We start from the raw sequence: 25,174 nt of genomic DNA, 5'->3' as shown, positions 1-25,174 counted from the left end.
GTGCAGTCCCGCCGCATCCCGTGTCCGTCTTGTAAGGGTTCGTCGCCGCTCCGGGTGCGGGAACGCCGACGGCCCCGCCCACGGGGTGGACGGGGCCGTCGATCGGGCACTGCGGCGGTGCGGTCGGAACGGTCTAGGGCTGCTTGCGCGGCCCCTCGCCGTCGGGAGGCTCCACCGCGGAGGCGCCGGCGGCCGTGCCGGTGGCGTCGACCGCGGCCGGGGCGCCCCCGGCGGCGGTCGGCCTGGCGGAGGGGCGCCCGCGCCGGGCGTTGCGCCGCTCCAGCCAGATCGCCACCCGGCTCAGGGCGATGTTGATGATGATGTAGATGATCGCGCAGATGATCGCGGCCGGGATCACGTTGCTCTCCCGGGTCGCCAGCAGCGTGAAGCTGCGCAGCAGCTCCGGGAAGGCCACGATGTAGCCGAGCGCGGAGTCCTTGAGCAGGACCACCAGCTGGGCGACGATCGCGGGCATCATCGACGTGATCGCCTGCGGGATCAGGATCTGCCACATCGTCTGCGACCGGGTCATGCCGATGGCCTGGGCGGCCTCGGACTGCCCCTTGGGCACCGCGAGGATGCCCGCGCGGAACACCTCCGCCAGCACCGACCCGTTGTACAGGGTCAGGCCGGTGACGACCGCGGCCAGCGCGGTCACCTGGAAGGTGCCGGTCGGGATGTCGAACACCTGCCAGGCGACGATGGGCAGCGCCATGGTGAAGAAGATCAGCATCAGCAGCGGGATGCCGCGGAAGAACTCCACGACGGCCCCGGAGGGGATGCGGATCCACCAGCGCTCCGACATCCGGCCGATCCCGAAGACCAGTCCGAACAGGATGGCGAGCACCGAGGCGGTCAGCGCCGCCGTCAGGGTGTTCTGCAGACCGGGCAGGACGTAGCCGGTCCACGTCTCGGGCCGCAGGAACGGCTCCCACTTCCCGGCCGCCCACTGGCCGTCCGGGTTGACCGCCCACGTGGCCGCCGAGAACAGCGGCCCCTCGCGGTCGGCCAGGGTCCGGTTGAAGCCCAGGTACAGCACGGCCAGGCCGACCGCGGCCAGGGCCACGGTGAGGACCGTGTAGATGACGTTGCGCTGCCGGGCGCGGGGGCCCGGGGCGTCGAAGAGGACGGACTGGGCGCTCATCGGACCACCGCCACTCGCTTGGACAGCCAGCCGAAGAAGTAGCCCGTCGGCAGGGTCAGGATGAGGAACCCGATCGCGAATCCGACGAAGGTCGGCAGGACCGGCGCGATGCCCTGGTCGAACATGAGCTTCATCTGGCGGGACGCCTCCTGGACGCCCAGCCCCGCGACGGAGGCGACGGTGGTGTTCTTGGTGAGGGCGATGAGCACGCTGCCCAGCGGGCCCACGACGGTGCGCAGCGCCTGCGGGATGACGATCAGGCGCAGGTTCTGGGTGAAGGTCAGGCCCAGGGACCGTGCGGCCTCGACCTGTCCCAGCGGGATGGTGTTGATGCCCGAGCGCAGCGACTCCGACACGAAGCAGGCCGTGTAGGCGGACAGGCCGATGACCGCCCACCAGAACACGTCCAGGGCGACGGTGTCGGAGAAGCTCAGGTTCAGGGCGCTGTTGAGGCCCAGCCCGCAGAACAGCAGCACCAGGGTCAGTGGCGTGTTCCGGATGCCTTCGACGTAGGCGGTGGACAGACCGCGCAGCAGCGGGACGGGGGAGACCCGCATCGCGGTGAGCAGGATGCCCAGGATGAAGGAGAACAGGGCACTGAGGAGGGTGAGCCGGACGGTCCATGAGAAACCGTCGACGACCCTGTCGATATTGCTGAGAAAGGCTTCCATGGGTCCCAGCCGGTCAAGGGCCGGGAGGTGGCGCCGGGTCGACCCGGCACCACCTCCCGGACGGGGTCAGATGACGGTCTTACTCGCAGGGGTCGAGCGCGGGCTGCGCCTCCTCGAAGGCGAAGTCGGTCTCACCGAAGGCGGCCTCCAGGAACTCGGTGGCCTTGCCCTCCTCCCACATCTTGGTGATGGCGGCGTTGACGTCCTCGCAGAGGTCGGTGGAGCCGTCGGGCAGGCCGACGCCGTACTTCTCCTCGCCGAAGGGGTTGTTGACGACCCGGTACTCGCCCGGGTTCTGGGCGGCGAAGCCCGCGAGGATGGTGTTGTCGGTGGTCACCGCGTCGACGGTGCCGTTGCCGAGCAGCTCCAGGCACTCGGAGTAGTTGCCGGCCTCTCGCAGCTGGGCGTCGACGCCCAGGCCGCCGTCCTCCTCCGAGTCCACGATGTTGTTGGCCGAGCGGGAGCCGGAGGCCGAGCACAGGGTCTTGCCCGCGAGGTCCTCGGGGCCGTTGATGTCGGTGTTGTCGGCCTGGGTGAGGATGTCCTGCTGGGCGATGTAGTACGGGCCGCCGAAGTCCACGACCTGGCGGCGCTCGTCGGTGATCGAGTAGGTCGCGAAGATCATGTCGACGGTGCCCTGCTGGAGGAACGACTCGCGGTTGGCGGAGGCGGCCTCGGTCCACTCGATCTGGTCCGGGCTGTAGCCGAGCTCGCCGGCCACGTAGGTGGCGACGTCCACGTCGAAGCCGACGGGGGTGCCGCCCTCGTCCAGGCCCAGGCCCGGCTGGTCGTACTTGACGCCGATGGTGATGGTCTCGCCACCGCCGTTGCCCTCGCCTCCGCCTTCGCCGCCCTCTCCGCCGACCTCGGCGGTGCCACAGGCGGTCAGGGCGAGGGCCAGGGCCGCGGCGCTGCCCAGGGCGGTGCTGATGCGACGGACTCGCATTGGGGATACCTCTTCCTTGAGATGCTGCGAAGTTCGCGTGGCCCCTGTGGGGCCGCGGGGACTGCTAGTGGGTCAGGATCTTCGAGAGGAAGTCCTGGGCCCGCTCCGACTGCGGGTTGGTGAAGAACTCGTCCGGTGTGTTCTCCTCCACGATCTCGCCGTCGGCCATGAACACGACCCGGTTGGCGGCGCGGCGGGCGAACCCCATCTCGTGGGTGACCACGACCATGGTCATGCCCTCGCTCGCGAGGTCGGTCATGACGTCGAGGACCTCCTGGACCATTTCGGGGTCCAGGGCGGAGGTCGGCTCGTCGAAGAGGATGACCTTCGGGTTCATCGCCAGGGCACGGGCGATGGCCACACGCTGCTGCTGGCCGCCGGAGAGCTGGGCCGGGTACTTGGCGGCCTGGTTGCCGATGCGCACCCGCTCCAGCAGTTCCATGCCGCGGGCCTCGGCCTCGGCCTTGGACTGGCGCAGCACCTTCATGGGCCCCAGCGTCACGTTCTGCAACACGGTCTTGTGCGCGAACAGGTTGAACGACTGGAAGACCATGCCGACGTCGCTGCGCAGGCGCGCCAGGGCGCGGCCCTCCGCCGGGAGCGGCTGGTCATCGAGGCGGATCACCCCGGTGTCGATCGTCTCCAGGCGGTTGATCGTGCGGCACAGTGTCGACTTGCCGGACCCCGACGGCCCGATGACGACTACCACCTCGCCGGAGTTGACCGTCAGATTGATGTCGCGGAGCACGTGCAAGTCGCCGAAGTGCTTGTTGACGTTCTCCAGCACGACGAGAGGAGTTGAGGTCATGGTCGGAACCTAGTGGGTCGGTGCTGTGGTGTCACCACGAAAAACATGGCCCACAAGCGGAGTGGCCGACTTGTTACTGCGTGATCGATGAAACCGTTATGCGATCAGAGGAAAGGTACCCGTTTGGTCACCCACCGTACTGGAATCGTTTCCAGCGGTTCCGGGGTACCCGGTGCCAGCTTGTGAGGTGACCGACCTTTTCTCCCAGTTCATGTGTCCGATATGCAACCTGGTGGTCCCTAAACCGGTCCCCGGCCCGGAACGCTGAGAGTGACCCCCTCCGCGGCGGCGTCCCGCGGTCCGTGGCACCGGATAGCCTGGGGAGGTGAGCCAGAGTCGTACCTACGAAGTGCGGACCTACGGCTGCCAGATGAACGTCCACGACTCCGAGCGCCTCTCCGGTCTGCTGGAGGACGCTGGGTACGCTCGGGCGGCCGAGGACACCACCGCCGACATCGTCGTCTTCAACACCTGTGCCGTCCGGGAGAACGCGGACAACCGCCTGTACGGCAACCTCGGGCACCTGCGCCCGGTCAAGGACGCCAACCCGGGCATGCAGATCGCCGTGGGCGGCTGCCTGGCGCAGAAGGACCGGGGAGAGATCGTCCGGCGCGCCCCCTGGGTCGACGTCGTGTTCGGCACCCACAACATCGGCTCCCTGCCGGCCCTGCTGGAGCGCGCCCGCGTCCAGCGGGAGGCCCAGGTCGAGATCGCCGAGTCGCTGGAGCACTTCCCCTCCACCCTGCCCAGCCGCCGCGAGTCGGCGTACGCGGCGTGGGTGTCGATCTCGGTGGGCTGCAACAACACGTGCACCTTCTGCATCGTTCCGGCCCTGCGCGGCAAGGAACAGGACCGCCGCCCCGGCGACATCCTCGCCGAGGTGCGGGCCCTGGTCGCCGAGGGGGTCAGCGAGATCACCCTGCTCGGCCAGAACGTCAACGCCTACGGCAGCGGTTTCGGCGACCGGCAGGCGTTCTCCAAGCTGCTGCGCGCCTGCGGCGGGATCGAGGGCCTGGAGCGGGTCCGCTTCACCTCCCCGCACCCGCGCGACTTCACCGACGACGTCATCGAGGCGATGGCGCAGACCCCCAACGTGATGCCGCAGCTGCACATGCCGCTGCAGTCGGGGTCCAGCCGCATCCTCAAGGCGATGCGCCGCTCCTACCGCCAGGAGCGCTTCCTGGGCATCGTGGAGAAGGTGCGCGAGGCCATGCCGCACGCCGCCATCACCACCGACATCATCGTGGGCTTCCCCGGCGAGACCGAGGAGGACTTCGAGGAGACGCTGCACGTGGTCCGCGAGGCACGCTTCTCCGCCGCGTTCACGTTCCAGTACTCCAAGCGCCCCGGCACCCCCGCCGCCACCATGGACGACCAGGTGCCGCCGGAGGTCGTCAAGGAGCGCTACCAGCGGCTGGTCGACCTCCAGGAGCAGATCTCCTGGGAGGAGAACAAGAAGCTGGTCGGCACCGAGGTCGAGCTGCTGGTCGCCGAGGGCGAGGGCCGCAAGGACGGCGAGCACCGCCGCCTGTCCGGCCGCGCCCGCGACAACCGCCTCGTGCACTTCGCCGTCGGCGACGCGGAGGAGCCCCGGCCCGGCGACGTGGTGACCGTCGAGGTCACCTACGCCGCGCCGCACCACCTGGTGGCCGACTCCGGGGTGCGGGACCTGCGCCGCACCCGCTCCGGGGACGCCTGGGCCGCCCGCAACGGCGAGCCCGTCCCGGAGAAGCGGCCCGGCGTCCTGCTGGGCATGCCGCGCGTCGGCGAACCCGCCGAGCAGCCCGCCCCGGTCGGCGGCTGCGACCTCTGACCCCCGACGCGAACGGCCCCGGCGCTCCCGCACCGGGGCCGTCGCCGTGGGGCGTGGCGCCGCCCCGGCCTGGGGTCTGTTTTTTTTGAGTGCCGTCCTGTTCCGCGGGGGGTGTGTGAGGCGCCGGCGGGGTTCTGGGGGCCCGGAGGGGATGTCCGGGGAACGGGGACGTTCCCGTGGGGCCGAGGGTTCCCGCCTTCGGGGGGCGCCGAACGCGGACCGAAGCGGAGCGGAGGTTCAAAAAAACACAGCCTAGAGGCGCACGTAGAGGTCCTGGAAGCGGACGAACGCCAGGTTGGGCTGGCGGGCCGGCGGGCGCTGCGGGTCCAGGGCCAGGCCGGGGAAGGCCGCCAGCAGGGCGGAGACCGCCTCCTGCCCCTCCGCCCGGGCCAGCGCGGCGCCCAGGCAGTAGTGCAGCCCGTGCCCGAAGGCCAGGTGGGCCTCGCCGGGCTCCCCCCGGTGCCGGGTGATGTCGAACCGGTGCGGCTCGGGGTGCGCCCCGGGGTCCCGGTTGGCGCCCGGGCCCATGGCGATCACGGGGGTGCCCGCCGGGACGGTCGTGGTGGACAGCTCCACGTCCTCCACGGCGTACCGTGGGCGGGTCTGGAACACCGGACCGCACCAGCGCAGCATCTCGTGCACCGCCGACGGCATCAGGTCCGGGTCGCTGCGCAGGAGTTCCAGCTGGTCGGGGTGGGTGAGCAGGGCGTGCATCCCGTTGGCGACCAGGTTGGCGGTCGTCTCGTGTCCGGCGATCACCAGGGTGATGACCATGGTGATCAGCTCCTCCTCCGAGAGGCGGTCGCCGTCCTCGTCGCGGACCCGGACCAGGTCGCCGAGCAGGTCGTCGTACTCCTCGGCGCGGTGCAGGGCGATGAGGTCGCGGGAGGCGTCCACGAGGGCCCCGACCGTCGTGTTCATGTGCTCCGGCCCGGAGAAGGAGAACGAGGTGAGGGTGTGCCCCCACTCCCGCCAGGGCCCGCGCTCCTCTTCGGGGACCCCGAGCAGGTCGCAGATGACGGCGATCGGCAGCGGGTAGGCGAAGTGGTCGAGCAGGTCCACGGAGCCGCCCTCCGCGTGGCCGGGCAGGGCGGCGACCAGCTCCCCGGCGATGGCGCGGATACGCGGTCGCATCGCCTCGGTCCGGCGCACGGTGAAGGTGCGAGAGACCAGCTTGCGCAGCCGGACGTGGTCGACCCCGTCCTTGTCGAGCAGGCCCTGGGTGATGTGGGCGATCAGTTCGGGCCGCAGGCCCATGGCGCGCAGCATCTCCGCGCGGGTCGGGGCGTTGCGCTCCCCGGGCAGGTTCTCGGCGTTGACCACGAACCTGCGGTCGCTCAGGACCGTGCGGGCGTCGGCGTCGTCCACGACCAGGCGCACCTCCATCCCGCCCAGGGTGGCGCGGGCCTCCTTCCCGGCGGCGCGGACGCGCTCCAGCAGGGCGACGTGGTCCAGGTCGGCGGGCGGACTGGTGATGTCGAACAGGGGCTGGGTGCTCATGTGCCCTCCAGGGCGTTCACTCGACGGGTGGGAGGTACTCCTCCAGCACGGAGCGGGCCCGTCCCATCAGGTTCTCGAACAGGGGGACGACGTCGGCCCGGGCGGCGCGCAGGACGGAGGGGCCGGCGGTCCGCTCCAGGCTCCGGTGCACGGTCTCGGCGAGGATGTCGGCCCGCGTCCGGGCGTCGGGGACGGGGTAGGACTGCCGGGCCAGGAGCGGCGGCGAGGTCAGGGCGCCCATGACGGCCGAGACGAACATGTAGTTCTGCTCCTCGACCGTCCGGTCGGTGCGCAGCAGCCCGTGGGACCGCAGCGCGGCGAAGAAGTCCTGCATCACGCGGGCCCGCAGGCCGATCAGGTCGCCCTGGGTCCGCCCGAGGGTCTCGACGACGGAGCCGAGGGCGGAGCCGTCCCGGGTGAAGATCGCGTTGACCAGGGGTGTGTCCTCCTGGACCAGGTACAGGCTCCGGGCGACGGCGGCGGGCATGATCATCGCCGGGTCGGCCCGCATGCCTTCGATGAGCCCGGTGCCGACCTGCACCTGGGCCCGGACCACGACCATGCCGAACAGCACCTCCTTGGTGGGGAAGTGCAGGTAGACCGTTCCCTTGCCGATGCCCGCCCGGCGGGCGACGTCCTCGACGGTGACCTTGCCGTACCCGAGTTCGGTGAGCAGCGCGCCCGCGGCGTCAAGGATGCGCGCCGCCCGGCGGGCGCGCTCGGCGTCTCGAAGGGAACCTGCGGTCGTGGCCAACTGGTGCTCCTGGGGATCGAAGGAACGCGGGAGGCCGGGGACGGCCTGTGCCCTCATGTTCTCGCACCCCCGATCCGTGACTGTATGACTGGATTTCATATCCGGTCACGTGGTCAAAACTACGCCGTCGGCGTCCCCCGGGCAAGCCCCCGGTGCGGAGGGAGGGGCTGGGGAGCCCCGGGGGAGGGAGGAGGAGGAAGAGAGCAGGGGTGCGCCCCCGGGCGCACCCCTGAAAGTCCTGGCGGCCGCCGCCTACAGGTTCCGCGGGAGCATCGTCGCGATGTCCACCAGCGCCTCGCCGGGTTCCTCGGGCGACGCCGACAGCGCGGTGTCCACCTGGTGCAGCGCGCGCTCCACCAGGTCCGGGGCGTCGTGGTTCAGCCAGCGCACCCGCGGGTCGCGGCGGAACCACGACTCCTGGCGGCGGGCGAACCGGCGGGTGGCCTGGGCGGTCGCCGCCCGGGCCTCCTCCTCCGACAGCTCCCCGTCCAGCTGCGCCAGCGCCTGCGCGTACCCCAGGGCCTTGGACGCGGTGCGCCCCTTGCGCAGCCCCCGGGCGTCCAGGCCGCGCACCTCGTCGAGCAGCCCCTGCTCCCACATGCGGTCCACCCGCAGGCCGATGCGCGCGTCCAGCTCCGGGCGCGGGGCGGCCAGCCCGATCTGCGTGCACGGATAGAACGCCGAGTGGTCGGGCAGGGTCGCCGTGAACGGCCGCCCGGTCAGCTCGATGACCTCCAGCGCCCGCACGATCCGGCGCCCGTTGCCGGGCAGGATCGCCCGCGCCGCCGCCGGGTCGGCCTCGGCCAGCCGGGCGTGCAGCACCCCGGGGCCCACCTCGGCCAGCTCCGCCTCCAGCCGGGCCCGCACCAGCGGGTCGGTGCCGGGGAACTCCAGGTGGTCCAGGACCGCCCGCACGTACAGGCCGGAGCCGCCCACCAGGATCGGCAGGACGTCCCGGTCGGCGCAGTCCTCCACCCGTTCGCGCGCGAGCGTCTGGTAGCTGGCCACGTCCGCGGGCTCGGTGACGTCCCAGATGTCGAGCAGGTGGTGGGGCACGCCCCGCCGCTCCTCCAGGGGGAGCTTGGCGGTACCGATGTCCATCCCCCGGTACAGCTGCATGGAGTCGGCGTTGATCACCTCGCCGCGGCGCCCGGTGCGCTCCTCCAGGCGCAGGGCCATCTCCACGGCCAGATCGGACTTGCCCACGGCGGTCGGACCCACGACCGCGATCACCTTGATCATCTCCCCAGACTAAGCGGCCCGCGGGCGCTTCGGACCACGTGGAAGCACTACCCTTGGCGCATGCGATTCGCCAAGGGCCACGGAACCGAGAACGACTTCGTGATCCTCCCCGACCCCGACGGGGAGTTCGACCTCACGGAGGCGGACGTCCGCCTGCTGTGCGACCGGCGTGCCGGGATCGGCGGCGACGGCGTCCTGCGCGTGGTGCGCACCCGGGCCCTGGGCGAGGAGCTCGCCCCCTCCGCCCGGACCGCCGAGCGCACCGAGTGGTTCATGGACTACCGCAACGCCGACGGCAGCGTCGCCGAGATGTGCGGCAACGGCGTGCGGGTGTTCGCCCGCTACCTGCGCCACGCCGGACTGGTCGGGGCCGACCGGTTCGAGGTCGGCACCCGCGACGGGGCCAAGGAGGTCACCGTCGAGGCGAACGGCGACATCACGGTGGACATGGGCCGCGTGGAGCGGCTGGGCGCGTCCTCGGCCGAGCTGGCCGACCGCACGGTCCGCGGCGCCCGCATCTCCGTGGGCAACCCGCACCTGGCCTGCGAGATCCCCGAGCCGGTCGCCGAGGTGGACCTGCGGACCCTGCCGGTGCTGGACGCCGAGGCGTTCCCCGCCGGCGCCAACGTCGAGGTGTACAACGAGGTCGGCCCGGGCGTGCTGGAGATGCGCGTGTACGAGCGCGGTGCGGGCGAGACCCGCTCCTGCGGCACCGGCATCGTCGCCACCGCCGCGGCCGCCACCCCGCCGGGGGAGGGCGCGACCTGGCGGGTGCGCGTCCCGGGCGGCGAGTGCACCGTGTTCCTCGACGCCGACGGGGCCCGCCTGCGCGGGCCCGCCGCCATCGTCGCCGAGGGCGAGACCACTCTGCTCTGACCCGCCTCAGCCGCCCAGCAGGCTCTCCGCGGGCAGTCCCCGCAGGGACGCGTCCAGGACCCGGGCGGTGTGCGCCACCGCCATGGGGGCCCCGGCCCGCTCCAGGGCGGAGGCGATCTGGAGGGAGCAGCCCGGGTTGCCCGACACCAGCAGCCGGGCTCCGGTCGAGGCGGCGTCGGCGGCCTTGCGGTCGCCCAGCTCCCGGGCGGGTCCGGGGTTGAACAGGTTGTAGACGCCCGCCGAACCGCAGCAGATCTCCTTGTTCGGCAGGTCGGACAGCGTGAGCTCGGGGATGCCCGCCAACAGGGCACGGGGCTGGCGGGTCACGCCCTGGCCGTGGGACAGGTGGCAGGCGTCGTGGTAGGCGGCGTGCAGCGGCAGCGGGTGGCGTTCGGCCACCGGGCCCAGGTCCACCAGGAACTCGGCGAGGTCCACGACCCTGGCGGCGAACGCCCGGCCCCGCCGGACCAGGGTGTCGTCGGCCCCGGCCTCGGACAGCACGCGTTCGGCGTGGCGCATCCCCGAGCCGCAGCCCGCCGAGTTCACCACGATCCGCTCCACGCCGGCGCGCTCGAACGCGCCGATCAGCGCTTCGAGGAACCCCGCCGCCTCGGCGCCCCGCCCGGCGTGGCCCGAGAGCGCCCCGCAGCAGCCCTGGTCGCGGGGGACGACGACGTCGCAGCCCTCCAGGGCCAGGATCCGCGCCGTCGCCGTGTTCACGTCCGGGAAGAACGCGTCCTGCACGCACCCCAGCAGCATCCCCACCCGGGCCCGCGCCCGGCCCACCGCCGGGACGGTCTCGGGCAGGTCGGCCGGGCGGGCCGACAGCGGCGGGGCGACGCGCTCCATGGTGGCCAGCGCGGGGGAGATCCGCTCCAGCAGCCCGGACCGGCGCACCAGCGAGGAGGCCCCCGACGCCTGGTAGGCGCGGAGCGGGCCGCGCAGCAGGCGCAGCCGCCGCCGGTGCGGGAACAGCGCGAACACCGCTCCGCGCAGCGCCCGCTCGGGCAGCGGCCGCCGGTGCTCCTCCTCCACCCGGACCCGGGTGCGGTCGATGAGGGCGTCGTAGGCCACCCCGGAGGGGCAGGCGGTCACACAGGCCAGGCAGCCCAGGCAGTTGTCGAAGTGGCCGACGGCGGCCTCGGTCAGGACGTCGTCGCGGGTCTGCGCCATGAGGTGGATGCGCCCGCGCGGGGAGTCCATCTCCTGCCCCCACAGCACGTGGGTGGGGCAGGTGGGCAGGCAGAAGCCGCAGTGGACGCAGTCGCCCAGCAGTTCCTCGAAGGGGCGGGCGGCGGTGGGGTCGGGCAGGTCGGTCACGGTCGTTCCTCCCGGGGGGTGTGCGGGGCGTCGGTCACGAAGCGCCCGGGTGCCATGCGGTGTCCGGGGTCCATGGCGTCCTTGACCGCGCGCATCAGTGCCAGCCCGGGCACCTCGCCCCACAGGTCGACCCCCGCCTCGTGCAGGTGCGGCTCCGCCCGCACGGCCGTCGCCGTCCAGCCGCCGTGCGAGCGCAGCCCTTCCAGGAGCACGGCGACGGCGTCCGCGGAGGTGCCGGGCGGGACGGCGACGACGAGCGCCCCCGTCCGTGCCGACCCGGTGGTGCGCACGTCGGCGCCCACGGCCCCGCCGAGTTCGGCGGCCCGGGCGGCCGCCGCGGGCGCCGCCGCCGGGGGCACGGACAGCCGGACCAGGGTCCCCTCGGTCGGCAGCAGCCCCCACGCCGGCGGCAGGGCGTCGCCCACGGTCACCTCCTCGGCGGGCAGGCCCCGGGCCAGCGCGGTGACCAGTTCGGCGGAGCGGGCGTCGACGCCCGCGGGGGTGCCCTCCAGTACCACGCGCAGGAGCGACCGCCCCTCCACGGGCCAGTCGAGCTCCACCGCGGCGGGCACGGCGTGGCTCGACCGCAGCAGGGCGAGTCGGCGTTCGGCGTGGGCCAGGGAGGGCAGCGGCAGTTCGATCAGCCGAAGGGCCGGGGGCAGCGGGTGCAGGCGGAAGGCGGCCGAGACGATGAGACCGAGGCTCCCGTACCCGCCGACGTGCAGCTTGGCGAGGTCGTAGCCGGCGACGTTCTTGACCACCCGGCCGCCGCTGCGCGCGACCACCCCGTCGGGGCGCACCACGGTCATGCCGATGACCAGGTCCCGAAGCGCGCCGGTGAGCAGCCGCCGCGGCCCCGACAGGCCGGTGGCCAACAGGCCGCCCACGGTCCCCCCGGCGCGGACCGGGTCCACGGACAGGCGCTGGCCCGCCGCGGCGAGCACCTCCGCCAGTTCGGCCACCGGGGTGCCCGCGCCGACCTCCGCCACCAGGTCGCCCGCGTCGTGGTCGATCCGGGTCAGGGCACCGGTGTCCACCAACAGTTCCAGCGCTCGCGGCCGCCCGCCCCAGTCCAGGGCGGTGCCGCCGCCGCGGGCGGCCACCGTCCACCCGCGCCGGGCCGCCTCCGCCAGCAGCTCCGCCGCCTCGTCCGCGTTCCGCGGGCGCGCGGTGCGCACCGGGACGACACCGCACACGGCGTCGTCCGGCCCGCCCGCCCGGGCGCCCTCGATCCCCTTCCGCGCCACACCGGTCCCTTCGCTCAGAACTGCTCGGCCCTGCCCGACTCCACCAGCGGGTGCACACCCGTGCGCACGCCCGGCCTCTCCCCGCACAGGCGCGGGGTGGGCAGCAGCTTGTACGGGTTGGCGATCCCCTTCGGGTCCAGGGCGCCCCGGAACAGGTCGAAGGTCGCCAGGTCGTCGGGGGAGAACATGCGCGGCATCTTGCACGCCTTGTCCACGCCCACCCCGTGCTCGCCGGTGATCGACCCGCCGTGTTCCACGCACAGGTCGAGGATGGCCCCCGAGACCTCCTCGGCGCGCTCGCCCGCGCCGGGCTCGCCGTCGTCGAACAGCACCAGCGGGTGCAGGTTGCCGTCCCCCGCGTGGAACACGTTGGCGACCCGGATGCCGCTCTCCCGGGACAGCTCGGTGATGCGGCGCAGAACCTCGGGCAGCGCGGTGCGGGGCACCACCCCGTCCTGGACGATGTAGGAGGGGCTGATCCGGCCCACCGCGGCGAACGCCGACTTGCGGCCCCTCCAGATCCGGGCCCGCTCGTCGGCGTCGGCCGCGGCCCGGGTCCCGAACGACCCGGCGGCCGCGCACAGCCGGGTCACCTCGGCGAGCTGCGCCTCGACCTCGACGGCCGGGCCGTCCAGCTCCACGATGAGCACCGCGGCGGCGCCTTCCGGGTAGTCGCAGGCCACGGCCGCCTCGGCGGCCTCGATGGCCAGGGCGTCCATCATCTCGATCGCCGAGGGCAGCACCCCGGCGGCGATGATGTCGCTCACCGCGCGCCCGCCCGCGTCCATGGACGTGAACGCCGACAGCAGGGTGACGGTCCGCTCCGGCAGCCGCGTCAGGCCCACGGTGATCCGGGTGGCGACGCCCAGGGTCCCCTCGGAGCCGATGAACGCGCCGATGAGGTCGTGGCCGGGAGCGTCGGGGGCCTTGCCGCCCAGGCGCACCAGGGCGCCGTCGGGGGTGACCACGTCCAGTCCGCGCACGTGGTTGACGGTGAACCCGTACTTGAGGCAGTGGGCGCCGCCGGAGTTCTCGGCGACGTTGCCGCCCACCGAGCACACCTGCTGGCTGGAGGGGTCGGGAGCGTAGTAGTAGCCGTGCGGCGCGGCGGCCCGGCTGACGTCGAGGTTGGTCACCCCGGGCTCGACCACGGCGCACTCGTTGTCGGGGTCGACCTCGACGATCCGGCGCATGCGCGAGGTGGCCAGCAGCACGCCCTCGGGGTGGGGGAGGGCACCGCCGGACAGTCCGGTGCCCGCGCCCCGGGGGACGAAGGGCACCCCCTTCCCGGCGCACAGCCCCACCACGGCGGCGACCTGCTCGGCGGTGGTGGGCAGCACCACCACGCCGGGGACCTCGCGGTGGTGGGTGATGCCGTCGCTGTCGTAGACGCGGCGCCTGGAGGCGTCGGTCAGCACGCCGTCCTCGCCGCAGATCTCCCGCAGGCGGGGGACGAGTGCGGCCACGGCTGCCGGGATGGGATGGGCGGTCTCGGGCACGGGCACCTCCCGGGCTGCCGTCGTGGATGCGGTCAGACCTCTGAGTGGACAGCCCGTTGTGGAAAGGTACGGCGGTGTGGTCCGCGACACAAGAGGGCGTGCGGAATTTCTTTTTCGATGGGCGGAATGTCCTCGCGGCAATGGAAAAGGGGCGGCGATCCGGATGGACCACCGCCCCGGGGACCGCGGTGCGGCCCCGTGCCGCTACGGCATGCGCTCGTAGGCGGGCAGGGTCAGGAAGTCGACGTACTCGTCGGCCAGCGCGACCTCGGAGAACAGCTCCTTGGCCTGCTTGTACAGGCCCTCGTCGAACGCCGCGCCCAGGGACTCGCGGATGGTCGCCAGCTCCTCGTCGATGATCCGCGTGACGAGCTCGGCGGTCACCTCGGGCCCGTCGTCGAGGGTGACGCCGTTGTGCAGCCACTGCCAGATCTGGGAGCGGGAGATCTCGGCGGTGGCGGCGTCCTCCATGAGGTTGTGGATCGCCACCGCGCCGTTGCCGCCCATCCAGGCCGCCAGGTACTGCAGGGCGACGTTGATGTTGCCGCGCAGGCCGGCCTGGGTGACGCCGCCCGGCGTCCGGTCGACGGCCAGCAGGTCGGCCGCGGTCACCTCGACCTCGGGGCGCTGCTTGTCGATCTGGTTGGGCTTCTCGCCCAGGACGCCGTCGAAGATCTCCATGGCGATCGGCACCAGGTCGGGGTGGGCGACCCAGGAGCCGTCGAAGCCGTCGCCGGACTCGCGGGACTTGTCGTCGCGGACCTTGGCGAAGGCGACCTTGTTGACCTCCTCGTCCTTGCGGGACGGGATGAACGCGGCCATGCCGCCGATGGCGTGGGCGCCGCGCCGGTGGCAGGTCTTGACCAGCAGTTCGGTGTAGGCGCGCATCATCGGGGCGGTCATGGTGACGGCGTTGCGCTCGGGCAGCAGGAACCCGCGGCCGCGGGTGCGGTGGGTCTTGATGATGCTGAACAGGTAGTCCCAGCGGCCCGCGTTCAGGCCCGCGGAGTGCTCGCGCAGCTCGTAGAGGATCTCCTCCATCTCGAACGCGGCCGGGATGGTCTCGATGAGGCAGGTGGCGCGGATGGTGCCGCGCGGGATGCCGAGGCGCTCCTGGGCCAGGACGAAGATGTCGTTCCAGAGGCGGGCCTCCAGGTGGCTCTGCATCTTCGGCAGGTAGAAGTACGGGCCCTTGCCCTTGTCCAGCTGGCGCCGGGCGCAGTGGAAGAAGTAGAGGGCGAAGTCGACGATGCCGCCGCCGGCGCGTCGGCCGTCGACCAGGATGTGCTTCTCGTCCAGGTGCCAGCCGCGCGGGCGGACCACGATGGTCGCCAGTTCCTCGTCGGCCTTCAGGGCGTAGGTCTTGCCCTGCGGGGACGTGAAGTCGATGGTGCGGTCCAGGGCGTCGCGCAGGTTGAGCTGCCCCTGGATCATGTTCTCCCACAGCGGGGTGTTGGCGTCCTCGAAGTCGGCCAGCCACACCTTGGCGCCGGAGTTGAGCGCGTTGATCGTCATCTTGCGCTCGGTCGGGCCGGTGATCTCGACGCGCCGGTCGGTGATGCCGGGAGCGGGCGGGGCGACCTGCCAGGAGTCGTCCTCGCGGATGTGCTTCGTCTCGGGGAGGAAGTCGAGGTCGACGCCGGAGGCGACCTGCTCCTCGCGCACCCTGCGCGCCGCCAGGAGCTCCTGGCGGCGATCCTCGAAGGCGCGGTGCAGCTCGGCGACGAGGGCGAGAGCCTCGTCGGTGAGGATCTCGTCGAACCGGTCATGGAGAGGGCCGGTGATTTCGACCCCGTGGGTGGCGCCCATGGCAAACCTTCCGCAATACGAAACAAGCTTCTGGGATGTGGAAAACGCTATCGTTGCGGGGGAGGCGAGGTCAACGCCGCCCCCGCTGCGCATGTCGGCGTATTTTCACAAAATGTGAAGCTTGTTGAAATTTTTCCGATAACTTCCGTGGTTCTTGTTCTCCCGCTGAGATGCGGGAGTTCGGAACCGCCCCGTCGGCGGGGTGTCTTCCGCCACGTGGCCTGCGATAATTCAAGTGCCCCGACGGGAAGCGCGTGTCACCATCGACGGGGCGGTCCGCACGGCGAGGACCGGGAAGAATCACCCCGGTGACCGCGTTGACCCACCTGGAGGGATATGAGTACTGCTGAAACCCGTGGAAGCGCCCGCGAGGCCTTCGAGGCCGCCGACGAGGAGAGGCTCCACGACACGTTCGCCACCGAGGACGGGACCGACACCGGTGAGGGGTCCCGCCGCGACACCGGCGGCGACCGTCACCCGTACGGGGACGCCCCCGACCAGGGCGAGATGGAACTCGCCGACCGGCACGCACTGCGCCGCGTCCAGGGGCTGTCCACCGAACTCACCGACATCACCGAGGTCGAGTACCGGTCGCTGCGGCTGGAGCGCGTCGTCCTGATCGGCGTGTGGACCAGCGGCACCCAGGCCGACGCCGACAACTCGCTCGTCGAGCTGGCGGCCCTGTCCGAGACCGCCGGGGCCATGGTCCTGGAGGGCCTCACCCAGCGCCGCTCCAAGCCCGACCCCGCCACCTACGTGGGCAAGGGCAAGGCCGCCGAGCTGCGCGACATCGTCGAGGCCACCGGGGCCGACACCGTCATCTGCGACGGTGAGCTCACCCCCGGCCAGCTGCGCCAGCTGGAGGACGTCGTCAAGGTCAAGGTCGTCGACCGCACCGCGCTCATCCTGGACATCTTCGCCCAGCACGCGCGCAGCAGCGAGGGCAAGGCCCAGGTCGAACTGGCCCAGCTCAACTACCTGCTCCCGCGCCTGCGCGGCTGGGGCGACAGCCTGTCCCGGCAGGCCGGCGGCTCCGGCGGCGGTGGCGCCGGCGGCGGTGTGGGCCTGCGCGGTCCCGGTGAGACCAAGATCGAGACCGACCGGCGGCGCATCAACGACAAGATGGCCAAGCTGCGCAGGCAGCTCGCCCACATGCGCATCGCCCGCGACGTCAAGCGCGACGTCCGGCGCACCCGGCACGTGCCCTCGGTGGCCATCGCCGGGTACACCAACGCCGGCAAGTCCAGCCTGCTCAACCGGCTGACCGGTGCCGGAGTCCTGGTGGAGAACGCCCTGTTCGCCACCCTGGACCCCACCGTCCGCCAGGCGCGCACGCCCGACGGCCGGGCGTTCACGCTCAGCGACACCGTCGGGTTCGTCCGGCACCTGCCGCACCAGCTGGTCGAGGCGTTCCGGTCCACCCTGGAGGAGGTGGCCGACGCAGACCTCGTCCTGCACGTGGTCGACGGCTCGCACCCCGACCCGGAGAGCCAGATCGCCGCGGTGCGCGAGGTGTTCGCCGACATCGACGCCACCGACGTGCCGGAGCTGATCGTGGTCAACAAGGTCGACGCGGCCGACCAGGACGTGCTCAAGGCCCTGCGCACCCGCTACCCCGACATGGTCGAGGTCTCCGCGCGGACCGGGGAGGGCGTTCCCGCCCTGGTCACCGCACTGGCCGGGGCCCTGCCCGAGCTCGCGCACGAGGTGCGCGTCCGGGTGCCCTACTCGCGCGGCGACCTGGTCGCCAAGATGCACGAGGAGGGGCGCGTCCTGACCGAGGAGCACACCGCGGAGGGCACCGAGATGCACGCCTTCGTCTCGGGAGTCCTGGCGGGCAAGCTGGAGGAGTTCGCCCTCAGCACCGCCTGACCCGCACCCCGCGCGGGCCCGGAGCGCCGACGCTCCGGGCCCGTCGGCGTGCCGGGGGTCTCACGTTCTCGGGCGGTCCCCGGCGCTCCCGGCGACCCCCGGATGTCCGCTGGTCACCGCCGTCGGGCACGGGTTTCGTCACGTCGCGCTCCCGCGGGTTCTGCGGCGGAACACTCGCATTCGTCCCTGTGGAGAGGTGTACACGGAGTCCGCGGATGGACTACGGTTTTGGAGCACCGGCCGCCGCCTCACCGACCGGCGGACACGGCGCGCCCGGCGTGCCGGAGCCCCGGCCCGCGCGGCGGTGCCCCCGGCCGCCCCCGTCGGCCCTGTCGGATCGTTCCAGATACGAGGTCGCCATGTCCGCCCGTTCCCCGCACGACCCCTTCCTGCAGTCCACGCGGCGGAACTGACCGGCGGCTGACCATGGCGGTCGTACTCCTCAGCAACATCGGTCGGCTGTGGACCGGCAACGAGATGCTGACCAAGGCGGCACTCCTGATCGACGACGAGCGGGTGGCCTGGGTCGGCCCCGCCGCAGAGCTGCCCCAGCGGCTCCCCGGGGTCTACGAGGACCTCACCGACGTCGACGACATCATCAACATCGGCGGCGGGCTCATCACCCCCGGCCTCGTCGACGCCCACTGCCACCCCGTCTACGCGGGCGACCGCTACGCCGAGGTCAGCATGTGGGCCAAGGGCGCCTCCCAGGGGGACATCTTCGCCGCCGGGGGCGGTGTGTCCACCACCGTCACCATCACCCGCGGCACCGATCCCTGGACGCTGTGCAACGCCGTGCGGGAACGGCTGCGGCACTGGGTCATCACCGGGACCACCACCGTCGAGGCCAAGACCGGCTACCACCTGACCCGCGACGGCGAGCTCGCCGACGTGCGCCTGCTGCGCTCCCTGGAGGAGGAGCCCGGCATGCCGCGCCTGCACATCACGTTCTTCCCCGCCCACGGGGTGCCGCCCGAGTTCTTCGGCCGCCCCGGCGAGTACGTCACCGCCGCCGCCTCCTGGCTCGCCGACGCCGCCCAGGTCGGTGCCGACGGGGTGGACGTCTACTGCGACAACCGGCAGTTCACCACCGAGGACGCCCGGATGCTCCTGTCCGTGGGCCAGTCCGTCGGGCTGCGCACCACCCTGCACGCCTGCTCGCGGCCCCGCCACGGGGCCGTCCGCATGGCCGCCGAACTCGGCTGCAACTCGGTGGACCTGCTGCACGAGACCGACGACGAGGACATCCTCGCGCTGGCCGCCACCCGCACCCCCGTGGTCGCCTGCCCCACCACGTCGATGCACGAACGCCGCCACCCGCCGGTGCGGTCCCTGCTCGACCACGGCGTTCCCGTCGGCCTGGGCACCGACCACAACCCCGGGCAGAGCGGCGCCACGTCGATGCCGCTCATCATCTCCCTGGCCATCGCCATGTTCCAGATGACCGTGCAGGAGGCGCTGCACGCCGCCACCGTCGGCGGTGCTCGGGCCCTGGGGCTGGCCGACCGCGGCATGCTCGCCCCCGGCAACCTCGCGGACCTGGTCCAGTGGGACGCCGACCACGAGGGCGCGTTCGCCTGGTCGATGGGCCTCAAGGCCCTCCACGTCTGGCAGGGCGGCCGCACCATCCACTAGGCTGTGTTTTTTGAACCTCCGCTCCGCTTCGGTCCGCGTTCGGCGCCTTTGGAGGGCGGGAGCCTTCGGCCCTACGGGAACGTCCTCGTTCCCCGGACATCCCCTCCGGGCCTGCAGAACCCCGCCGGCGCCTCACACACCCCCCGCGGAACAGGACGGCACTCAAAAAACAGACCCTAGGCGCGTCCGGTGGTCGCTCCCGCACGGTTCGGCGCCCCGCCGACCGGCGGGGCCGCGGGCCGGAGGCGGCCACGGGCCACCGAAGCGGGGCACCGCGACCGGCCCCCGTCCGCAGGTGGGTGGCGCTGCCGTCGTAGGCCGTCCGCTGAGGGTGGTGACGGGGGGCGACGCGAGTGCGGTGGTCGGTGGCGGGAGGGCGGCGGGCGGCCACAGCGCCGTGGAGCCCCGGGAGGGGGCGGGCTAGCGGTGGCCGCGGGCCCGGGCGATCTCGATGACGGCGCGCTCCAGCGCGTACTCCGGGTCGCGGCCCGCGCCCTTGATCAGCGCGTCGGTCTCGGCGACCACCGCCATCGCCCGGCCGATCCCCGCGGGGGACCAGCCGCGCGCCTGCTGGCGCAGGGTGCGCAGCTTCCACGGCGGCACCTTGGCGCTCTTGGCCAGGTCCGCGTCCGAGCCGCCGGGCCCCGCCACCACCGCGATGCCGCGCACCGCGCCCGCCAGCGCGCTGTTGATGAGCACCGGGGCGGTGCCCACCGCCAGCGACCAGCGCAGCTGCTCCAGGGCCTCGGGCAGGCGGCCCTCCACGGCGCGGTCCGCGACGGTGAACCCGGACGCCTCCGCCCGGCCCGAGTGGTACCGGGCCACCGCGGCCGCGTCCACGCGCCCTTCCGTGTCGGCGATCAGCTGGGTGCAGGCCGCCGCGATCTCGCGCAGCTCGCTGCCGACCGCGTCCAGCAGCGCCTGGGCCGCGTCCGGGGCGATCTGCCGTCCCGCCGCCGCGAACTCGGCCTTGACGAACGCGACGCGCTCGGGGCCCTTGGTCGGGCCCTTGCAGTCCACCCGGGCCGCCCCGGCCTTCACCGCCGCCTGCAGCAGGGCCTTGCCCTTGTTGCCGCCCGCGTGCGTCAGGACGAGGGTGACGTCGTCGGCCGGGTCCTTGAGGTAGGCCGTCACCGTCTCGGCCAGCTCCTTGACCAGGTCCTGGGAGGAGCGCAGCACGACCACCCGGCGGTCGCCGAACAGCGACGGGGAGGTGACCTCCACCAGGGTGTGCGGGCCCACCTGGGCGGGGACCAGGTCGTGGACGTCCACCTCCGGGTCCTGGGCGCGGACGGCGGCCACGATGGAGGCGACGGCCCGGTCGACGAGGAGCTCCTCGTCGCCGACGATGATCGTGATCGGGGCGGGTGCAGGCATACCACGAGGATGCCACGCCCCACCGACCTCCCGCGCGCCGGAGCGACCGGTCCGGCCCCCGGACCAGCGCTAGCGGCCCCTCGCCGGTGCCCACCACCGCGATGTCGCCCGACAGGTCGGTGCGCAGGTCCAGGGCGCCCATCCGGCGCAGCACGCTCTGCGTGAGCGGCGCCGGGTGCCCGTACGGGTTGTCGGCGCCCACCGAGGTCAGCGCGATCCGCGCCCCCGTCGCCTCCAGGAACTCCGGCACCTGCGCGGCCGACCCGTGGTGGGGGACCGCCAGCACCGCCACCGCCAGCGGCTCCCCGAGCATGCCGCGCTGCGCCTCCTCCTCGACGTCGCCCGGCAGCAGCACCGACAGGTCCGGGGCGTCGGCGCGCACCACCACGGAGCCGTCGTTGACCGAGCCGCGGTACCCGGGCGGCGGCCACAGCACCCGCAGCGTCCAGGCGCCGACCCGCAGCCGGTCGCCGCGTTCGGCGGTCAGCAGCCCCACACCGGCTCCGGCGAGCAGCCCGCCGACCGGGGTGTCGCCGAACCCCGGCGGCGCCAGCGCCCGGTCCACGTGCCGGTGCCGCAACACCCCCGGAACGCCGTCCACGTGGTCGGCGTGGTCGTGGCTCAGTACCAGCAGCGGCACCTCGCGCACCCCCAGGCGCTCCAGGCAGCCGTCGACCGCCCGCGGGTCCTGGCCCGCGTCGGCGACCACCGCCGAGCCGGGGGCCACCGACAGTACGAACGCGGCACCCTGGCCCACGTCGCAGGCCGCCACCGCCCAGCCCCGCGGCGGCCAGCCGCCGGGCAGGCAGCGGGCCGCCGCGGCCAATACCAGCACCGCGACCAGCCCGGCGGCCAGCACCCGCCTCACCCGCCCCCGGGACACCACCAGCACCACCACCAGGCCGGCCAGCAGCAGCGCGCCCGCGATGTCGGACCGCCAGGGCAGCGCCCCGTACGGGACACGGGCGCCCGCCCGCGCGACCGCCGCGATCCACGCAACGCCCCACCCGGGCACCACGGCCAGCGCGGCCGCGGCCCCGGGCGCCACCATCGCCAGCGCGGCCACCAGCGAGCCGAGCACCGTCACCGCCGCGACCACCGGCGCGGCCAGCACGTTGGCGGGGACCGCCACCCAGGACACCTCCCCCGACAGGGTGACCACCACCGGCGCGACCGCCACGTGCGCGGCCACCGCCACGGCCAGGGCCTCGGCCACGACCCCGGGCATCGACGCCGACCACTCCCTCGTCCAGCGCGGTACCAGCAGCACGATGCCCGCGGTGGCCAGCACCGACAGCGCGAAACCGTAGGAGGACGCCAGGGCGGGGGAGACGAACAGCACCCCGACCACGGTCACGCCCAACGCCCCCAGTGCCATGTGGGCGCGCCCCGTGGCCAGCGCCAGCAGGGCCAGGGAGCCCATGAACGCGGCCCGTACCACGCTGGGCTCGGGGCGGCAGACCAGGACGAACAGCCAGATCATCGCGGCTCCGCCCGCCACCGTCCACCACGGCGGAGCGCGCACCAGACGGCCCAGCGCCACCACCACGCCGGTCAGGACGGCCAGGTTCGCCCCGGAGACGGTGAGCAGGTGCGTCATCCCGGTCGCCCGGAAGTCGTCCGCCACCTGCTCGTCCACGCCGGAGGTGTCACCGACGATCAGGGCGGGGAGCAGACCGCTCTCCGGCTCGGGCAGCCCGGCGGCGGCCCCGCGCAGCCCGGCCCGTACCTCACCGGCGAACGCCTGCCGGCGGTCGGGCGGCGCCACCTCGCGCGGCGGGCCGCGCACCAGCACCAGGGCGCCCAGGAAGGGGTCGTCCTCGGCCGCCGCGAACACGCCCCGGGCGGTGAGGGACTGGCCCGGCAGCAGCCGGGGCCACTCCTCGCCCGAGGCGAGCAGCACCACGGGGTCCGCTGCGGCGCGCCCCTCCACGCGGGTGACGCGGGCCCGGACCACCCACTCCGCCCGGTCCCGGCGCGGCGTCCCGGAGCGGGCCCGCGGATCGCCGGTGACCTCCGCGGTGAACTCCACCTCGCCGCCCGCCTCCGCCGCGACCCGGGCGGCGCCGACCGCAACCCGGTGCACCTGGACTCCGGCGACCACGGAGACGGTCCCGGCGCAGGCCAGGGCCGCGGCGGTGGTCAGCGCCAGCGCCTCCGCCGGCGCCCTGGTCAGCAGGAACACCAGCACCGCCGTACACAAGGCGGCGCCGCCCAACAGCCACGCCGCCCACGGCGGCAGCAGCGGTGCGGCCAGAGCGGCCGCCCACGCGGCCCCGGCCGGCACCACCGACCGCAGGTCCATCGGCCGGCCCACCCCGTACCCGTCCGCCCCCAGCCACACCACCACACCCGCCACCTCCTCCCACCGGGCCCGCGCTTCGTGCCGGCCGTCCCCGGACCGGGCCCCACCGCCCCCTGGCCGTGCCGCCTCCGCCCCGCCCGGTGCCGTCCCGGCGCTGTCCGCTGCTCCGGTGTCCGCTGTTCCCGCACGGCACCGCGCCGTTCCCGTGCCGTGCCGTTCTGTGCCGAGCCGTGCCGTAGTCACCGCTGAGCCCGCCGTTCCAGGCCGTTCCATGCGGCGCGGTGCCGTTCCCGTGCCGAGCCGTGCCGTAGTCACCGCTGAGCCCGCCGTTCCAGGCCGTTCCATATGGGGCGGTGCCGTTCCCACACGGGGCGGTGCCGTTCCCGTGCGGTGCCGTGCCGTCTCCGCGCGGTGCCGTGCCCGCAGCCACCACTGAGCCCGCAGGTCCCCACCGCGCCGCGCCGTTTCCGCGTGCCCGGCGTCGTTCCGGCGCGGGCGGGGCTCATCCGACGGTCACGTGCGGACGGATCTCCTCCAGGGTCTTGGCGCCGATGCGGTCGACGTTGATGAGGTCGTCCACGCTGGTGAACGGACCGTGGGCCTCGCGGTAGGAGACGATCCTGCCCGCGGTGACCTCACCCACCCGGGGCAGCGTCTCCAGCTCCGCCTCGTCGGCCCGGTTGATGTTCACCAGCGGGCCCCGGGCGGTCCCCGGGGCGGGCGCGGCGGCCTCCGGCTGCGGCAGGCCCACGAGGATCTGCTCGCCGTCGACCAGGGAGCGGGCCAGGTTGAGCAGGTCCAGGTCGGCGTCGGGCAGGGCGCCCCCGGCCGCCTCCACCGCGTCCGCCACACGGGAACCGGGTGGCAGCGTGTACAGGCCGGGGTCCTCGACCTCCCCGCCCACGTGCACCACCAGGTCCGCCTCGGGGTCGGTGTCCGCGGCGGCAGCGGGGGCCGTGGCCTCGGCGGGCAGCACGTGGGCGACCGGTTCGGGCGCCACCGCCTCGGTGGGGCGGTCGCGCAGGAACAGCACGGCGGCGACCGCGAGCAGCGCCACGACGAGCAGGGCCGCCACCGCCCGCCGCGACATGGTCGCCTCCGGCGGCCACCGCCGCGCCCACCGCTCCACGAGGCTCCCGTCCCGCCGGGGGAGGAACTCGGTGTACCCGCTCGGTACCCGCGGGCCCTCCTCCTCCGCGGCGGCGGCCGTCCGCCGCCCGGCCGGTCCGCCCTCACCGCGGCCCCGCCGCCCCCGCCCCGTGTCGCGCTCCACGGGGTGCGCCGCCCCGGTGGTCCCGCCGTGCCCGAGACCCGCGCCGCCCGCCTCCATCCGTTGCCCGGCGTGCGTCGCCTCGCGAGCGGCCTCCGTGCCGTCCGTACCGTCGGACCCGTCCCATCGCCGCCCGGCGCGCGCCACCGCCTCGCGGGCGTCCCTGCCTTTCCCCCCAACGGCCGGGTGCGGGGGGCGCGGGTCGGTTCCGGCCGACCGGTTCCACGGCCGCCCGGCGGTGTGCGTCGCCTCCTCGCGGTCGTCCGGGCCGTTCGTGCCGGAGCGGTCGTTCCACCGCCGTCCGTTGTGCGCTGCCGCGTCCCCGGGGTCCGGGCTCCGCGCGTCGGCCCACCCGTGCGCCGGACGGGCGGCCGACCGCGTCCCCCCGCGGGCGGGTGCGCGGGTGTGCGCGCCCCGGTGCGGCTCGTCGGCGGCCGGTGCGCCCGGCGGACGGCCGGTCCGCGCGGCGTCCGGAGACCGCCGTGCCTCCGGTGCGGGAGCGCCGGGACGCCCGCCCCGCGGGCGCAGGCGCTCGGTGGTGCCCTCCTCGGCGTCCGCCGCGACGGGGCGGGGGAGGGGCGGGTCGTCGGCACCCGCCGTGCCCGCCGGGCCCGTCACGGAGGACCGCCGGGGGGCGGCCCCCGACAGCGGGGGGTGGGGGAGGCGGGCGCCGGTCCACGGGGGAGGGTCGCGCGGGGGAGGGGTGCGCACAGTGCGGGTGGAGTCCGGTTCCGGCGGCGCCGGGACCCGGTCGTGCGGATCGCGCTCGGGCCAGGCGCCCACCGAGTACGGGGCGCTCGGGATGCCCGCGGCGGGCTCGGGGGCGGGCCGGGGGATGCGGGCGCGCAACCGCCGAGCGGCCGGTGAGGCGTCCAGGCCCAGGGCCCGGAGCCGTTCCTGCTGGTCGTGTCGAGGGGTCATGAACCCAAGGTAGGAAGACCCGTCACGGAGCGCCAGCGGTGGTGTGCGGCCTGTGGATAACCCGAAGGCCCGGCCCCCTGGCGGGGACCGGGCCTTCGAGGAAGGGCTCTAGGCCGTGTTCTTTCGAACCTCCGCTCCGCTTCGGTTCGCGTTCGGCGCCTGTGG

17 protein-coding genes and 1 pseudogene are annotated in these 25,174 nt (G+C 73.8%); 4 read left to right on the top strand and 14 right to left on the bottom strand.

Going from position 1 to position 25,174, the window contains the following annotated elements; genetic code table 11:
• Window positions 1-133: 133 nt before the first annotated feature.
• The 4 genes from ACSUPR_RS08690 to ACSUPR_RS08675 form a co-directional block, all read right to left on the bottom strand.
• Window positions 134-1,144: an amino acid ABC transporter permease gene (locus ACSUPR_RS08690; RefSeq protein WP_436890630.1), complete on the bottom strand. Its 1,011-nt coding sequence runs from the start codon at window positions 1,142-1,144 to the stop codon at window positions 134-136.
• On the bottom strand, window positions 1,141-1,815 hold the full coding sequence (locus ACSUPR_RS08685; RefSeq protein WP_436890629.1) for an amino acid ABC transporter permease: 675 nt from the start codon (window positions 1,813-1,815) through the stop codon (window positions 1,141-1,143). Before ACSUPR_RS08685 ends, ACSUPR_RS08690 begins: the two co-directional genes overlap by 4 nt.
• 79 nt (window positions 1,816-1,894) lie before the next feature.
• A complete protein-coding gene (locus ACSUPR_RS08680; protein ID WP_436890628.1) occupies window positions 1,895-2,761 on the bottom strand; it encodes a glutamate ABC transporter substrate-binding protein in 867 nt (288 codons plus the stop codon).
• A 64-nt stretch (window positions 2,762-2,825) separates the two neighbouring features.
• Window positions 2,826-3,569, bottom strand: coding sequence for an amino acid ABC transporter ATP-binding protein (locus ACSUPR_RS08675; RefSeq protein ID WP_436890627.1), 744 nt, complete (start codon window positions 3,567-3,569; stop codon window positions 2,826-2,828).
• Between the two features lie 370 nt (window positions 3,570-3,939).
• Between ACSUPR_RS08675 and miaB the strand changes: the two genes are divergently transcribed.
• Window positions 3,940-5,382 (top strand): tRNA (N6-isopentenyl adenosine(37)-C2)-methylthiotransferase MiaB, encoded by a 1,443-nt coding sequence (gene miaB / locus ACSUPR_RS08670; RefSeq protein WP_436891929.1) that lies wholly within the window; start codon window positions 3,940-3,942, stop codon window positions 5,380-5,382.
• 252 nt (window positions 5,383-5,634) lie between these two features.
• On the opposite strand, the gene ACSUPR_RS08665 is transcribed toward miaB, so the two are convergent.
• From ACSUPR_RS08665 to miaA, 3 genes are all read right to left on the bottom strand, one after another.
• On the bottom strand, window positions 5,635-6,882 hold the full coding sequence (locus ACSUPR_RS08665; protein ID WP_436890626.1) for a cytochrome P450 family protein: 1,248 nt from the start codon (window positions 6,880-6,882) through the stop codon (window positions 5,635-5,637).
• A gap of 16 nt (window positions 6,883-6,898) precedes the next feature.
• Complete coding sequence (locus ACSUPR_RS08660) at window positions 6,899-7,636, bottom strand: TetR/AcrR family transcriptional regulator (protein WP_436890625.1); 738 nt, start codon at window positions 7,634-7,636, stop codon at window positions 6,899-6,901.
• Between the two features lie 252 nt (window positions 7,637-7,888).
• Entirely contained in the window at window positions 7,889-8,878 is a 990-nt protein-coding gene (miaA, locus tag ACSUPR_RS08655; RefSeq protein WP_436890624.1) for a tRNA (adenosine(37)-N6)-dimethylallyltransferase MiaA, read from the bottom strand.
• A 60-nt stretch (window positions 8,879-8,938) separates the two neighbouring features.
• Here miaA and dapF point away from each other — a divergent pair, with 60 nt between their 5' ends.
• On the top strand, window positions 8,939-9,754 hold the full coding sequence (gene dapF / locus ACSUPR_RS08650; RefSeq protein ID WP_436890623.1) for a diaminopimelate epimerase: 816 nt from the start codon (window positions 8,939-8,941) through the stop codon (window positions 9,752-9,754).
• A gap of 6 nt (window positions 9,755-9,760) precedes the next feature.
• On the opposite strand, the gene ACSUPR_RS08645 is transcribed toward dapF, so the two are convergent.
• The 4 genes from ACSUPR_RS08645 to aceB all read right to left on the bottom strand — a co-directional run bounded on the left by ACSUPR_RS08645 (window position 9,761) and on the right by aceB (window position 15,629).
• On the bottom strand, window positions 9,761-11,074 hold the full coding sequence (locus tag ACSUPR_RS08645; protein ID WP_436890622.1) for a (Fe-S)-binding protein: 1,314 nt from the start codon (window positions 11,072-11,074) through the stop codon (window positions 9,761-9,763).
• Window positions 11,071-12,321 carry an FAD-binding oxidoreductase gene (locus ACSUPR_RS08640; protein ID WP_436890621.1) on the bottom strand — a complete coding sequence of 417 codons (1,251 nt, stop codon included), beginning with the start codon at window positions 12,319-12,321 and terminating at the stop codon, window positions 11,071-11,073. Before ACSUPR_RS08640 ends, ACSUPR_RS08645 begins: the two co-directional genes overlap by 4 nt.
• A gap of 14 nt (window positions 12,322-12,335) precedes the next feature.
• Window positions 12,336-13,820, bottom strand: a complete 1,485-nt coding sequence (locus tag ACSUPR_RS08635) for an FAD-linked oxidase C-terminal domain-containing protein (RefSeq protein ID WP_436890620.1) — start codon at window positions 13,818-13,820, stop codon at window positions 12,336-12,338.
• Between the two features lie 204 nt (window positions 13,821-14,024).
• The gene (gene aceB, locus ACSUPR_RS08630; protein ID WP_436890619.1) at window positions 14,025-15,629 is read right to left on the bottom strand and encodes a malate synthase A; all 1,605 of its coding nucleotides are present in this window, start codon (window positions 15,627-15,629) and stop codon (window positions 14,025-14,027) included.
• A 336-nt stretch (window positions 15,630-15,965) separates the two neighbouring features.
• Here aceB and hflX point away from each other — a divergent pair, with 336 nt between their 5' ends.
• A complete protein-coding gene (gene hflX / locus ACSUPR_RS08625) occupies window positions 15,966-17,501 on the top strand; it encodes a GTPase HflX (RefSeq protein ID WP_436890618.1) in 1,536 nt (511 codons plus the stop codon).
• A 426-nt stretch (window positions 17,502-17,927) separates the two neighbouring features.
• Window positions 17,928-19,136 (top strand): amidohydrolase family protein, encoded by a 1,209-nt coding sequence (locus ACSUPR_RS08620; RefSeq protein WP_436890617.1) that lies wholly within the window; start codon window positions 17,928-17,930, stop codon window positions 19,134-19,136.
• Between the two features lie 420 nt (window positions 19,137-19,556).
• Here ACSUPR_RS08620 and holA read toward each other — a convergent pair whose 3' ends face one another.
• The 3 genes and pseudogenes from holA to ACSUPR_RS08605 all read right to left on the bottom strand — a co-directional run bounded on the left by holA (window position 19,557) and on the right by ACSUPR_RS08605 (window position 25,009).
• Window positions 19,557-20,513 carry a DNA polymerase III subunit delta gene (gene holA, locus ACSUPR_RS08615; protein ID WP_436890616.1) on the bottom strand — a complete coding sequence of 319 codons (957 nt, stop codon included), beginning with the start codon at window positions 20,511-20,513 and terminating at the stop codon, window positions 19,557-19,559.
• Between the two features lie 49 nt (window positions 20,514-20,562).
• Window positions 20,563-22,863: pseudogene (locus ACSUPR_RS08610) on the bottom strand (ComEC/Rec2 family competence protein); the annotation flags it as partial.
• A 457-nt stretch (window positions 22,864-23,320) separates the two neighbouring features.
• Window positions 23,321-25,009: a helix-hairpin-helix domain-containing protein gene (locus ACSUPR_RS08605; RefSeq protein ID WP_436890615.1), complete on the bottom strand. Its 1,689-nt coding sequence runs from the start codon at window positions 25,007-25,009 to the stop codon at window positions 23,321-23,323.
• Window positions 25,010-25,174 lie beyond the last annotated feature (165 nt).

The organism is Nocardiopsis dassonvillei, from assembly GCF_964273065.1.
GTDB classification, from domain to species: domain Bacteria; phylum Actinomycetota; class Actinomycetes; order Streptosporangiales; family Streptosporangiaceae; genus Nocardiopsis; species Nocardiopsis dassonvillei_B.
Note: the sequence above shows the minus strand (reverse complement) of the source record. Positions and strands in the feature narration are given on the sequence as shown.

Coding starts and splice junctions, on each gene's coding strand:
- ACSUPR_RS08690 (WP_436890630.1), bottom strand. CDS start 1,144: ATGAGCGCCCAGTCCGTCCTCTTCGACGCCCCGGGCCCCCGCGCCCGG.
- ACSUPR_RS08685 (WP_436890629.1), bottom strand. CDS start 1,815: ATGGAAGCCTTTCTCAGCAATATCGACAGGGTCGTCGACGGTTTCTCA.
- ACSUPR_RS08680 (WP_436890628.1), bottom strand. CDS start 2,761: ATGCGAGTCCGTCGCATCAGCACCGCCCTGGGCAGCGCCGCGGCCCTG.
- ACSUPR_RS08675 (WP_436890627.1), bottom strand. CDS start 3,569: ATGACCTCAACTCCTCTCGTCGTGCTGGAGAACGTCAACAAGCACTTC.
- miaB (WP_436891929.1), top strand. CDS start 3,940: ATGAACGTCCACGACTCCGAGCGCCTCTCCGGTCTGCTGGAGGACGCT.
- ACSUPR_RS08665 (WP_436890626.1), bottom strand. CDS start 6,882: ATGAGCACCCAGCCCCTGTTCGACATCACCAGTCCGCCCGCCGACCTG.
- miaA (WP_436890624.1), bottom strand. CDS start 8,878: ATGATCAAGGTGATCGCGGTCGTGGGTCCGACCGCCGTGGGCAAGTCC.
- dapF (WP_436890623.1), top strand. CDS start 8,939: ATGCGATTCGCCAAGGGCCACGGAACCGAGAACGACTTCGTGATCCTC.
- aceB (WP_436890619.1), bottom strand. CDS start 15,629: ATGGGCGCCACCCACGGGGTCGAAATCACCGGCCCTCTCCATGACCGG.
- hflX (WP_436890618.1), top strand. CDS start 15,966: ATGAGTACTGCTGAAACCCGTGGAAGCGCCCGCGAGGCCTTCGAGGCC.
- ACSUPR_RS08620 (WP_436890617.1), top strand. CDS start 17,928: ATGGCGGTCGTACTCCTCAGCAACATCGGTCGGCTGTGGACCGGCAAC.
- holA (WP_436890616.1), bottom strand. CDS start 20,513: ATGCCTGCACCCGCCCCGATCACGATCATCGTCGGCGACGAGGAGCTC.
- ACSUPR_RS08605 (WP_436890615.1), bottom strand. CDS start 25,009: ATGACCCCTCGACACGACCAGCAGGAACGGCTCCGGGCCCTGGGCCTG.